Consider the following 14033-nt stretch of genomic DNA (forward strand, 5'->3'; position numbering starts at 1 on the left):
GGTCAGGGGCCGAATTCGTCGTCGAGAATCGCGAACAGCTGGCTCTCGGTGGCGGTGGAGATGTCGTCGTCGAACGCGTCCTCGGTCGCCGGCAGCGACACCGGCTGGGTTGCCGGTGGGCCCGTCACGGTGCTCAGCAGGCCCTCCAGCCGCGTGACGAGCTGCGCCTTGTCGGCGGCACCCAGATCGGACTGGTTGAGCAGCGCTTGCAGTTCCCGGGTGACGTCGTTGAAACGGGTCATGCGATCGGGCGGCGTGGCGGCCGAACCGGTGGAGGCGCCGGTGGCCAGCTCGGCGTCAAGGTGTTCGGCCAGCGCCCCGGGCGTGGGGTGGTCGAAGATCAGCGTGGGCGAAAGGGTAAGCCCGGTAGCGATTTTCAGCCGGTTGCGCAGTTCGACGGCCGTCAGCGAATCGAACCCGAGGTCGCCGAACGCTTCATCGGCGTTGAGGTCGGCGGTGCTGTGGCCCAATACCGTGGCGGCGTTGCTGCAGACCAGGTCGACCAATTCGGCGTGCCGCTGCTCGGGGGTCATCACCTCCAGCCGCGCCCGCAGGCCCGTCAGGGACACCATGTCGGTGTGCTCCAGGACCCGGCGCGCGGGCCGGGTGGCCAACTGGCTCAGCAGCGGCGGCAACGTGTCGCTGTGCTGTGCCAGCGCTGCCCTGTCCAGCCGGGTGCCGACCACCATGGGGTGCTCGGTGAGCAACGCGGCATCCAGCAGCTCCAGCGCCTGATGAGTGGACAACGCGCTCAGCCCGGCCCGGCTCATCCTGGCCTTGTCGCGCTCGCCGAGGTGTCGGGTCATCGTGGAGGCCTCTTCCCACATGCCCCACGCCACCGACAGGCCCGGCAGTCCGTGCGCCCGGCGGTGCGCGGCCAGCGCGTCGAGGAAACTGTTGGCCGCCGCATAGTTCCCCTGGCCCGGGGCGCCCACAATGCCGGCCATCGACGAAAACATCACGAAGGCCGAGAGATCCAGCTGCCGGGTGAGCTCGTGCAGGTTCCAGGCCCCGTCGACCTTGGCCCGCAACACCGTGTCGATGCGCGCGGGCGTCAAGGAGGCGAGCACCGCGTCGTCCAGCACGCCCGCGGCGTGGAACACCGACCGCAACGGGTACCGCGCCGGCACCTGCGCCAGCAGTGCCGCGACGGCATCCCGGTCGCCGACATCGCAGGCCACCACGGCCACCGACGCGCCCGCGTCGCGCAGTTCGGCGGCCAGCTCGGTCATTCCGTCGGCGCGTTCACCGCTGCGGCTGACCAGCAGCACATGGGGCACCCGATGCCGCTCGACGAGATGCCGGGCCACCGCCGAACCCGCCATGCCGGTGCCGCCGGTGATCAGCGCGGTGCCGCCGGCCAGCCCGGCCGGCCCGTCGGGCATGGTGAGCACGACCTTGCCGATGTGGCGGGCCTGGCTGACAAACCGGTAGGCGTCCGCGGCGCTGCGCGCGTCGAATGCCTTGACCGGCAACGGTGCCAGGACCCCGGCCGCGAACAACTCCATCAATTCCGCCAACATCTCAGCGATGCGGTCGGGGCCGGCCTCCATGAGATCGAACGCGCGATAGGTCACGCCGGGATGGGCCGCCGCCACGGCGTCGGGGTCACGCAGATCGGTCTTGCCCATTTCGATGAATCGACCGCCGGGACCCAGCAGCCGCAGCGACGCGTCGTTGAACTCCCCCGCGAGCGAGTTGAGCACCACGTCCACGCCGCCGGCGGCGGCGGCGAATTTCTGCTCGAATTCCGTGGTGCGCGAATCGCCGATGTGATCGTCGTCGAAGCCCATGGCGCGCAGGGTGTCCCACTTGCCGCGGCTGGCCGTGGCGAACACCTGCGCGCCCCAATGCCGGGCCAGCTGCACGGCGGCCATGCCCACACCGCCGGTGGCGGCGTGCACCAGCACCCGCTGCCCGGCGCGCAGACCGGCCAACACCGACAGCCCGTAATAGGCCGTCAAGAACACCACCGGCACCGCCGCGGCCTGGGCCATCGACCAGCCCGGCGGCACCCGGGTCAGCAACCGGCGATCGACGGCCCCTCGGAGCCGGCCAGCCCGAAGATCCCCAGCACCGTGTCCCCGACGGCCAAATCGGCCACGCCGGCGCCGATCTCGGTGACGATGCCCGCGCCTTCGGCGCCCAGCTGCGCGGCACCCGGGTACATGCCCAGCGCCACCAGCACATCGCGGAAGTTCACCCCGGCGGCAGCGACCGTCACCCGCACCTGACCGGCCTGCAGTGGCGTCGGCGGAACCTCCTGCACCGCCAAATCCTCCAGTGTTCCGGCGTCGCCGGCGGCCAGTCGCCACATCGACGGCGGGTCGGGCAGCCGCAGCAAGGCTCGCCGGTCGGCCGGTTTCAGCCGGGCGCTGTAGGCCACGCCGTCGCGGACCACCAATTGCGGTTCGCCACAACCGATCACCGTGGCGACATCGAGCGTTCCGTCGGTGTCGACCAGCACCACCCGACCCGGGTGTTCGGCCTGCGCCGAACGCGTCAAGCCCCACACCGCGGCGCCGGCGGCGTCGGTGACGTCCTCACCCGCCAAGCCCACCGCCCCGCGGGTCAGCACCACCAGGACGCCGGCCCCCGCACCGGCGAGCCGGGATTGCAGCACGGCCAGGGCCTCGTGGGTGGCCTGATACACCCCGGCCACCGCGCCGAAGTCCGAGGACGGCGCCTCCCACACCGTGACATCGTGCCCAATGTCGTTGCCCGGCAGCGAGATCGGCGACCACACCACGTCGAGCAGCTCACCGCTGCCGGAGCGGGCCGCCACGGCGGCGGCCAGTTGATCGGCCGACACGGCACGCGTCACCAGCTCGCGCACCGACAAGACGGGCAGCCCGGACGAGTCGGCCAGCTCAACCGACACGGCACCGGCGCCGAGCGGCGCCAACCTGACCCGGACCCGCGACGCCCCGGCAGCATTCAGGCTCACGCCCCGCCACGAGAACGGCAGGACGGTCCCGATCCGCTCGTCGGCCACTCCCAGCGCATGCAGCGCCGCATCCAGGATCACCGGATGGATGCCGAAGCCACCGGTCGCTACCCCGGCCTGTTGCGGGAGCTCAACCTCCGCGAACGTATCCGCCCCCCTTCGCCATACGGCACGCAGCCCGCGAAAGGCGGGTCCGTATCCGTAGCCTCGGTCTGCCAGGTTGTCGTAGCCGCCGGTGACGTCCACCGCCTCCGCACCCGGCGGCGGCCAGACCGACAAGTCGGTGGCCGGCGGTGGCGGACCGTCGCTCAGCACACCTTCGGCGTGCAACACCCAATCCGATTGCGCGGCGCGCGAATACACGGCGACGGGCCGGGTGCCCGCCGCACCGGCCGGGGCCACCACGACCTGCAACTGCACCACCCCGGTCGCCGGCACCGACAGCGGGGCCGACAGAGTCAACTCCTCGATCGTCGAACAGCCGACCTCGTCACCGGCCCGCAACGCCAACTCCACGAAGCCGGCACCCGGAAACAGCACCGTTCCCGCGACCGCATGATCGGCCAGCCATGGCTGCGCGGCAATCGAAAGGCGGCCCGTCAACACCACACCGCCGGTATCCGGCCGGTCCACCACCGCGCCCAACAGCGCGTGCTCGGCCTCGGCCAGCCCCAAGCTGGCGATGTTCACCGAACCCACCGAATCGCTGGACAGCCAAAACCGCCGTCGCACAAAGGCATACGTGGCCAGCTCGATGCGTTGCGGGCCGCAGCCGTCGAACGCCGCGGCCCACCGCACGTCGGTACCGGCCGTGAACAGCTGCCCCGCCGCCCGCAGCAGCGAATCCACTTCGGGCCGTCCCTTGGCCATCGTCACCACCGAGGTCGCCCGGTCGGTGGTCAGGGATTGCTCCACCGCGGAGGTTAACGCCGCGCCCGGACCCACCTCCAGGAAGACCCCGGCACCCAACGATTCGGCCAGCTGCACACCGTCGACGAATCGCACCGGTTTGCGCACGTGGTCGACCCAGTACCCGACGGTCCCATAGCCGGGGCCGGCCAGTTGCCCGGTCAGGTTGGATACCAACGCGATTCGCGGCTCAGCCGCCGAGACGTCGGCGGCGACCGCCGCGAACTCCCCCATCATCGGCTCCATCAACGGCGAGTGAAACGCGTGCGAGACCGCCAACCGGTGCACCCGCGCACCACCGGCGGCCAGCCGGTCGGCGACCACCCCCACCGCGGCCTGCTCGCCGGAGAGCACCAGCGATCGTGGGCCGTTGACCGCCGCGACGCTCACGGCGCCGTCCAGTAAGGGAGCCACCTCCGCCTCGGTCGCGGTGACGGCCACCATCACGCCGCCGGCGGGCAGCCTGGCCATCAACCGGCCGCGCGCCGCCACCAGCCGCGCCGCGTCGGGCAGCGCCAGCGCCCCTGCCACGCACGCCGCGGCGATCTCGCCCACCGAATGGCCGACCACCACATCCGGTGTCACACCGAAGGACTGCCACAACGCGGCCAGCGCGATCTCCAGCACGAACAGCGCCGGCTGGGCAAACTCCGTGCTCTGCAGCAACTCCGGGTCGCTGCCCCACATCACCTCCCGCAGCGGCAGCCGTGAATGCGCGTCCACCGCCGCGACGGCCTCGTCAAAAGCCCGGGCGAACACCGGAAATCGGTCGTACAGTTCGGCGCCCATTCCGAGTGTCTGCGAGCCCTGGCCGGGAAAGACGAACACCCGCTTGCCCGCCGGCCGGGTGCGGCCGACCAGAACGGCCGGGCCCGGCCGCCCCGACGCCAGCCCCGCCAATTCCGCCGTCAAAGCCGCACGGTCCGCCCCGACCAGCACCGCGCGATGCTCGAAGGCCGCCCGGGTGGTCGCCAGCGACCAGCCCACATCCACCGCCCGCACACCGGCGTCGGCGCTGAGCCGGTCCAGCAGCCGTCGCGCCTGACCGCCCAGCGCCTCGGCCGACCGGGCCGAAACCACCCAGGGGACAACCGGGTTCGACGTCCCGGCAACCGGCTCGGCTTCGCTGTCGGGTGGTGCGGGAGCCTGCTCGACGATCACGTGCGCGTTGGTGCCGCTGATCCCGAACGACGAGACGCCCGCTCGGCGCATCCCACCGTGATCCGGCCACGGCTGCGGCTCGGTCAACAGCGATACCGCGCCGGCCGACCAATCCACATGCGGCGAGGGGATGTCCACATGCAGCGTCTTGGGCATCACCCCGTGCCGAATCGCCTGCACCATCTTGATCACCCCGGCCACCCCGGCCGCGGCCGAGGTGTGCCCGATGTTGGATTTGATCGACCCCAACCACAGCGGCCGGTCCGTCGGGCGGTCCTGCCCGTAGGTCGCCAGCAGCGCCTGCGCCTCAATGGGATCCCCGAGCACCGTCCCGGTCCCGTGGCCCTCGACCACATCCACGTCGGCTGCCGTCAAGCCGGCGTTGGCCAGGGCGGCCCGGATCACCCGCTGCTGCGAGGGCCCATTGGGTGCGGTCAACCCGTTGGACGCGCCGTCCTGGTTGACCGCCGTGCCGCGCAGCACCGCCAACACCGGATGCCCCAGCCGTCGCGCATCGGCCAACCGCTCCAGCACGAGGACGCCCGCGCCTTCCGACCACGAAGTCCCGTCCGCCGCAGCGGCATACACCTTGCAGCGGCCGTCGGGGGCCAGCGCACGCTGGCGACTGAACTCGACGAAGGCCGCGGGGGTGGCCATCACGGTCACGCCACCGGCCAGCGCCAGATCGCATTCCCCGGACCGCAGCGACTGCGCGGCCAGGTGCATCGAGACCAACGACGATGAACACGCGGTATCCACCGACACCGCCGGGCCTTCCAGCCCCAACACATAGGACACCCGGCCCGAGGTCACGCTCAGCGTCGAGCCGGTGAGCCCGTAGCCCTCCAGCTCGCCTTTAACCTCGCCGCCATAGCCGGCGTGGATGACCCCGGCGAACACACCGGTCGCCGAGCCGCGCAACGCGAAGGGGTCGATGCCGGCCCGCTCCAAGGCTTCCCAACAGATTTCCAGCATCATCCGCTGCTGGGGGTCCATGGCCAGCGCCTCGCTGGGCCCGATGCCGAAGAACCCGGCGTCGAAGTCACCGGCGTCCTGCAGGAAGCTGCCCCGCCGCGTGTACATCTTTCCCTTGGTGTCGGGGTCGGGATCGTACAACCCTTCGACGTCCCAGCCGCGGTCGGCCGGGAAGTCCGATACCGTGTCGCGCCCTTCAATCACCAGTTCCCACAGGTCTTCTGGTGATTCGACCCCGCCGGCGTAGCGGCACGCCATGCCCACCACGGCCACCGGCTCGGAAAGCCGGCCCTCCAGTTCCGCGACGCGCCGCCGGGTCCGCCTGAGGTCCGCCGTGAGGCGTTTCAGGTAGTCGACGTGCTGCGTGGTGCCCGGCATCGTTGCTCCTTGCGGGGTGTCAGCGGCCGAGTTCTTCATCGAGAATCGCAAAGAGTTGGCTTTCGGTGGCGGCGGCGAGGTCGTCGTCGAGCTGTGCGGAATCGGGGGGTTCGCCGGCCGGAAGCGCGGCGAGCAGGCTGTGGATGCGGGCCCGCAGCACCGATTTGTCGTCGGCGTCCCAGTTGGGCGCGCCGAGCAGCGCCTGCAGTTCGCGGGTGACGTCGTTGAAGCGACCCATCAGGTTCGGCTGGTCGTCGCCGCCGGCGGTGCCGGCCAGCTGGGCGTCCAGGTGCGCGGCCAGCGCGGTGGGTGTCGGATAGTCGAAGATCAGCGTCGGTGAAAGGGTAAGGCCCGTAGCGTTTTTGAGTCGGTTGCGCAGCTCGACGGCGGTCAGCGAATCGAAGCCGAGCTCTTGGAAGGCTCGGCCCGCGTCGATGTCCGCCGGATTGGGCACGCCCAGCACCATCGCCGCGTTGCCGCACACCAGGTCGACCAGCTCGCGCTGTCGCGCCTCGGTGGTCAGGCCGTGCAGGCGGGCCGACAGGCCGGTCGCCGACGCGGTGACGTCGGTGTCGTCGATGACGCGCCGGGTCGGGCCGGCCACCAGTTCGCGCAACAGCGGGGGCAGCGCGGCGATGTTGTCGGACAGGGCCGCCCGGTCCACCCGCGCGGCCACCAGCACCGGAACGTCGGCCAGCATCGCGGCGTCGAACGCCGCCAGCGCCTGCGCGGTGGACAGCGGCGCCAGCCCGATCCTGCTCATCCGGGCCTTGTCACGATCCCCGAGGTGCGCCGTCATCGCCGAAGCCTGCTCCCACAGACCCCAGGCCAGCGACAGGCCGGGCAGCCCGTGGGCACGCCGATAGGCGGCCAGCCCGTCGAGGAAACTGTTGGCCGCCGCGTAGTTTGCCTGCCCCGGCGTTCCGACGATCCCGGCCATCGACGAAAACACCACGAACGCCGAAAGCTCCAGCTGCCGGGTGAGCTCATGCAGGTTCCAGGCGCCGTCGACCTTGGCCCGCAGCACCGCGTCCACCCGATCCGGGGTCAGCGACGAGATCAACCCGTCGTCGAGAACGCCCGCGGCATGCACGATTCCGCGCAGCGGATACTGCGCCGGTATCCGGGCCAGCATCGACGATGCCGCTTCGGGATCGGCGACATCGCAGGCCACCACCGATACCTGCGCGTCGGCCGCCTGCAGCCCGGTCACCAGTTCGCCGACCCCGGCGGCCCGGTCGCCGGTCCGGCTGACCAACACCACGTGGGCCACCCGGTACCGGTCGACGAGGTGGCGGGCCAGCGCCGAACCGGCCATACCGGTGCCACCGGTGATCACCACGCTGGACCCCGCCAGCCCCCCACCGCAGCCGCTGAGCACCTCGCCGGGCCCCGACGGCACCGTCAGCGCGACCTTGCCGATGTGGCGTGCCTGGCTGACGTACCGATAGGCCGCCGCGGCGCAGCGGACGTCAAAGGTCTTCAGCGGCAACGGTTTCAACACTCCGTCCGCCAGCAGCCCGACGATCTCGGCCAACATGGCCGCGGTGCGGTCGGGACCGGCCTCCATCAGATCGAACGCCCGATACACCGCACCCCGATAGCCCTCGGCGACGACGTGCGGGTCGCGCACGTCCGTCTTGCCCATCTCGATGAAGCGCCCGCCGGGCGCCAACAGCCGCAACGACGCGTCGGTGAACTCACCGGCCAGCGAGTTGAGCACGACGTCGAACCCGGCGCCGCCGCCATCCGCCAGCACCTTCGCGAATTTCGCCTCGAACTCCGTCGTACGCGAATCGCCGATGTGGTCGTCGTCGAATCCCATCGCGCGCAAGGTGTCCCACTTGCCACGGCTGGCGGTGACGAACACCTCGGCGCCCCAGTGCCGCGCCAGCTGGACCGCGGCCATGCCCACCCCGCCGGTGGCGGTGTGCACCAAGACCCGCTCGCCGGCCCGCAGACCGCCCAGCACCGACAGGCCGTACAGCGCCGTCAGGAACACCACCGGCACACCGGCGGCCGCCACCAGCGGTAAGCCCGCCGGCACCGGTGTCACCACCCGCTGATCCACCACCGCTTCGGAGCCGACCACCCCCAGCAACCCCATCACCGCGTCGCCGACGGCCAGGCCGGTCACGTCGGGCCCCACCTCGACGACCACCCCGGCGCCCTCGGCACCCAGCTGCCCGCCACCGGGGTACATCCCGAGGGCCACCAGGACATCGCGGAAGTTGACTCCGACCGCGGCCACCGCCACGCGCACCTGCCCGCGAGTCAATTCGGTTCGCGCACATGGGCTCACGACGAGGTCCTCCAGCGTGCCCGCGCCGCCGGCATCCAACCGCCAGCCCCCCGCGGGCAGCGCGACGGTCGAACCCGTGCGCACCGGCCGCAACCGCGCCGCATACGCCACACCCTGGCGAACCACCACTTGCGGCTCGCCACAACCGATCACCGCACCGGCGTCGAGGGATCCGTCGGAGTCGATCAGCACCACCCGCCCGGGGTACTCGGCCTGTGCCGACCGCACCAGGCCCCACACGGCGGCGCCGGCCAGATCCGCGACGTCCTCACCGGCGAGCGCGACGGCCCCACGGGTCTGCACGGCCAGCACCCCGGTGGCTTCGCCGTCTAACCGGGATTGCAGCTCGGCCAAAATCTCGGCCGTCGCGGCGTGCACCGACTTCACCACGTCGCCACCGTGATCGCCCAGCTCCCACAGCGTGGCCTCGGCGCCGTCGCCGCCGCCCAACGCGATCGGGGACCACGTCACGTCGAGCAGTCCCTCGGCGTGCGAGCCGCGTGCGGGCGCCGCCGTCAACTGCTCGGCGGAGACCGGGCGCATGGCCAGGGAGCGCACCGAGAGCACCGGCAATCCCGCCCCGTCGGCCAATTCCACCGACACCGAGCCGGCGCCCGCCGGTGCGATCCGGACCCGCGCCCGCGACGCACCCGATGCGTGCAGCGACACGCCCTGCCACGAGAACGGCAGCAGGGTCTGGTCTTGCTCGGCGGCGACGCCGACCGCATGCAGCGCGGCGTCCAACAGCACGGGATGCACTCCGAAACCGGCGTCCTGGGCGCCGGCTTCGGCGGGCACCGCGATCTCGGCGAAGATCTCGTCCCCGCGCTGCCACATCGCCCGCAGCCCCTGGAAGGCGCCGCCGTATTCGTAGCCCCGCTGCGCCAGCCGCGCATAGGCTCCGGTGACGTCCACCGCGGTCGCCCCGGCGGGCGGCCAGATCGAGAAGTCCGCGGCCGGTGTCACGGTGCCCGGCCGCAACAGACCCTCGGCATGCAACATCCACTCCGCATCCGGGTGCTCGCCCGCGGAGTACACCGCCAGCCGCCGCAGCCCCGACTCGTCGGGCGCACCGACCACCAGCTGCACCTGCACGCCCCCGGCGGCGGGCAGCGGCAGTGGAGCCGACAGGGTCAGCTCGTCGAGCACGCCACAACCGACCTCGTCACCGGCGCGAATGGCCAACTCGACAAATCCGGCCCCCGGGAACAACACCGTCTCGCCGACCGCATGATCGGCCAGCCACGGTTGGGCCGCCGTCGACAACCGGCCCGTCAGCACCACGCCGCCGGAATCGGGTCGCGCCACCACCGCACCGAGCAGCCCGTGCTCGGCGCCGGCCAGGCCCAGCGCGGCCACGTCTTGCGACCCCGTCGACCCGCCAGGAAGCCAAAAGCGTTGCCGGACAAACCCGTACGTGGGCAGGTCGACGGGCCGGCCACCCAGGCCGGCCAGCGCGGCGCGCCAGTCCACGGCCACGCCCGCGACGTGGGCCTGGGCGGCCGAGAGCCAGAAGCGGTCCAGGCCGCCGTCATCGCGGCCCAGCGAAGGGATGACGCAGGCCCGCTCGCTGTCGGGCATGGTTTCTTCGATCGCGGCGATCAGCACCGGATGCGGACTGGATTCGATGAACGTCCGATAGCCCGCCGCGCAGGCGGCGCAGACGGCTCGCTCGAATTGCACTGTGCGCCGGATGCTTTGGAACCAGTAGTCGGCGTTCAGCCCCGCGGTGTCCATCGGCTCGCCGCTGACCGTGGAGAAGAAGGCGACCGCGGACGAGCGCGGCGCGAGTCCGCGCAACGCGTCGGCGAGGGACTCGGCAATCGCGTCCACCTGCGCGGAATGCGACGCGTAGTCGACGTCGATCCGGCGGGCGCGGATGTTGTCGGCTTCGCACCGTTGCATCAGTTCGGCCAGGGCGTCCACCTCGCCGGACACCACCACCGCCGTAACGCCGTTGACGGTGGCGATGTTCAGGCGCTCGTCCCAACCGGCGATCAACTGCTCGGCGCGCGGCAGACTGCACGCCAACGAGACCATGCCGCCGCGGCCCGACAACCGCACCAGCAGCCGGCTGCGCAGCGCGACCACCCGGGCGGCGTCCTCCAGCGTCAGCGCGCCGGCCACATAGGCCGCCGCGATCTCGCCTTGCGAATGGCCGATCACCGCATCGGGCACCACGCCCACCGAGCGCCACAATTCGGCCAGCGACACCATCACCGCCCACAGCGCCGGCTGCACCACGTCCACCCGGTCCAACCCGGGTGCGTCCGGGGCACCGCGGATGACGTCGATCAGCGACCAGTCGACGTACTCGGCGAGCGCCTTGTCGCAGCGCTGCAGGTGCTCGCCGAATACCGGTGAGATGTCCAGCAATTGGGCGCCCATGCCGGCCCATTGCGAGCCCTGGCCGGGGAACACGAACACGGTCTTTCCCACCGGCCGCGCCCGGCCCACCACCAGGCCCGCGCCCTGCTCACCGGCCGCCAATGCCGTCAGCCCACGCAACAGCTGCGCGCCGTCGGCGCCCACGACCACCGCCCGGTGCTCGAAGCGCGACCGCGTCGCGATCAGCGACCAACCCACGTCCAGCACCCGCAACCCGGGGTCGGCCTTCACGTGGGCCAGCAGCCGCGCCGCCTGGTTCGCCAGCGCCTCGGCTGAGCGGGCCGAGAGCACCCACGGCACCACCACGTCATCGCCTGGGCGCGTGGGGTTTTCCGGTTCCGGGACGTACTGCTCCACGATGACGTGCGCGTTGGTGCCGCTGATGCCGAAGGACGAGACCCCGGCGCGGCGCGGCCGGTCCACCGCCGGCCAGGGCCGCCGTTCGGTCAACAGCGACACCGCCCCGGCCGCCCAATCCACGTGTGGCGTGGGCTCATCCACGTGCAGCGTCTGGGGCATCACGCCGTGCCGGATCGCCTGCACCACCTTGATCACCCCGCCGGCGCCCGCGGCGGCCGAGGTATGACCCATGTTGGATTTGATCGATCCCAGCCACAGCGGCTGGTCCGCCGGCCGGTCCTGCCCGTAGGTCGCCAGAACCGCCTGTGCCTCAATGGGATCGCCGAGCGTGGTGCCCGTCCCGTGCCCCTCCACCAGATCGACGTCGGCCGTACCCAGCCGCGCGTTGGCCAGCGCCGCCCGGATCACCCGCTGCTGCGACGGCCCGTTGGGCGTCGCCAGGCCGTTGGATGCGCCGTCCTGATTCACCGCGGAACCGCGCACCAGCGCGAGCACCTGATGCCCGTTTCGGCGGGCATCGGCGAGCCGCTCCAGCACCAGCACACCGACGCCCTCGGAGAACCCGGTGCCGTCGGCGGCGCCCGCGTATGCCTTGCACCGGCCGTCGGCGGCCAGCGCGCGCTGCCGGCTGAACTCGATGAACATCGCCGGTGTGGCCATCACCGTGACGCCGCCGGCCAGCGCCAGATCGCACTCGCCAGAACGCAACGACTGCGCCGCCAAGTGCAGGGCCACCAACGACGACGAACACGCGGTGTCCACCGAGACGGCCGGTCCTTCGAACCCCAGCGAATAGGCCACCCGGCCCGAGGCCACACTTAGCGTCGAGCCGCGCAGTCCGTATCGCTCCAGGTGCCCCGGCACCCGTCCCTGGCCCCCGTAGGAGCCGTGGAATATCCCGGCGAACACACCGGTCGCCGAGCCGCGCAGCGCGGCGGGGTCAATCCCGGCCCGCTCCAACGCCTCCCAGGACACCTCGAGCAGCAGGCGCTGCTGCGGGTCCATCGCCAGCGCCTCGCTGGGGGCGATCCCGAAGAACGCGGCATCGAAATCGGCGACGTCCGAGAGGAACCCGCCGCACCGCGCGTACGACTTTCCCACGGCGTCGGGATCCGCATCGAACAGGCCGGTCAAGTTCCAGCCGCGGTCCGCGGGAAACTCCGAGACCACATCGCGGCCCTCAACCACCATCTGCCACAACGCCTCTGGCGAATTCACCCCGCCCGGGTAGCGGCAGCCCATGCCCACCACCGCGATCGGTTCGGTCGTTCTTTCCGCGATCAAAGCCAGGTACCGGCGGTTCTCGCTCTTGAGCCGCTCGTTTTCCTTCAGCGATTGACGAAGAGCCTTGATCAGCTCTTCGGTGTTGCCGTTCATCGCAGGCGGCCTCTCGTGTCACTCATGGCGTGCTTCCTGCCGTCGCACCGCGAACAACGCGGACGAGGATCAGTGCCAACGCAACAACACCAGTTCGGAACAGAATCCTGGACCCATGGCCAGCATCAGACCGGGGCTTCCGCTCGGCGGCGGCTTGGCCATGGTGTCACGCAGCACGTGCAATACGGACGCCGACGAGAGGTTGCCGATCTCGCCGAGTGAACGCCAGGTGAGTTCGAGGGCCTCGGGGGGCAGGCTGAGCGCCGCGTTGATCGCCTCGATGACCTTGGGGCCGCCGGGGTGGCTGACGAAGGCGCCGATGTCCGCCGCGGTCAGGCCGTGCGCCCCGAGGAACTCGGTGACGTCGTCTTCGATGTATTGCTCGACGACGGCCGCGACGTCCTTGGACAGCACCAGCTCGAACCCGGTGGCGCCCACGTCGAAGCCCATGGTGCGCAGCGAATCGGGGTACAGGTGGCTGCGCGAGTCGAGGATGGTGGGCCCGCTGGCGGCCAGTTTCCCGGCGCGTCGCTCGCCGACGGCCACCACGGCGGCGGCCCCGTCGGCGAACAGGGCGCTGCCCACCAGACCGGCCAGCGACGGCTTGTATCCGGGATAGGTCAGCGAGCACAGCTCGACGGAGATCAGCGCGGCCACCGCGTCCGGTGCGCCGCGCAGGTAGTCGTTCACCCGGGCCACCCCCGCGGCGCCGGCCACGCAGCCCAGGCCGAACAGCGGCACCCGTCGCACATCGTCGCGCAGGCCCAGCTGGGCGGCGATCCGGGCGTCCACGGACGGCACGGTGAGGCCGGTGACGGTGGTGGTGATGAGCGCGTCGACGTCCCGCGGCCGCAGCCCCGCCTCCTCGAGCGCGCCGGACAGCGCTTCACAGCCCAGCTGCACGGCGTGCTCGGTGAAGATCCGGTTCGCCATGCCGAAGTCGGTCAGCGCCGGGTACTGCTCCAGCGGCAACACCAGATGGCGGCTGCCGACTTTGGCGCTGGCGTGCAGCTGCCGGACGATGTCCTCGTAGCCCTCGAACTCTGGGATGCTGACGAAGAAGTCGGTGAGCTCGCGCTGGGAGTATCGGTGCGGTGGCAGCGCACCGAAGACGCCCGCGACGACGCTCATTGTTCTCCCACCCCTTGGTGACGAGGACCCGGCCCGAGACGTTCAACCGAATCGCTGTGAGCCAGAAGTGTAGTCTTCATGTCACTGCCCGTCAGCGAAACCAAC

2 protein-coding genes and 1 pseudogene are annotated in these 14033 nt (G+C 71.3%); all 3 read right to left on the bottom strand.

From position 1 onward, the window contains the following. Positions 1–2: 2 nt before the first annotated feature. Positions 3–6370 (bottom strand): annotated as a pseudogene (locus tag ACIUM1_RS03010) (SDR family NAD(P)-dependent oxidoreductase). 19 nt (positions 6371–6389) lie between these two features. After that, positions 6390–12797, bottom strand: coding sequence for an SDR family NAD(P)-dependent oxidoreductase (locus ACIUM1_RS03015; RefSeq protein ID WP_406815817.1), 6408 nt, complete (start codon positions 12795–12797; stop codon positions 6390–6392). A gap of 69 nt (positions 12798–12866) precedes the next feature. Next, on the bottom strand, positions 12867–13928 hold the full coding sequence (locus tag ACIUM1_RS03020) for a type III polyketide synthase (RefSeq protein ID WP_406815818.1): 1062 nt from the start codon (positions 13926–13928) through the stop codon (positions 12867–12869). Between the last annotated feature and the right edge of the window lie 105 nt (positions 13929–14033).

The organism is Mycobacterium sp. M23085 (assembly GCF_045343915.1).
Taxonomy (GTDB): Bacteria; Actinomycetota; Actinomycetes; order Mycobacteriales; family Mycobacteriaceae; genus Mycobacterium.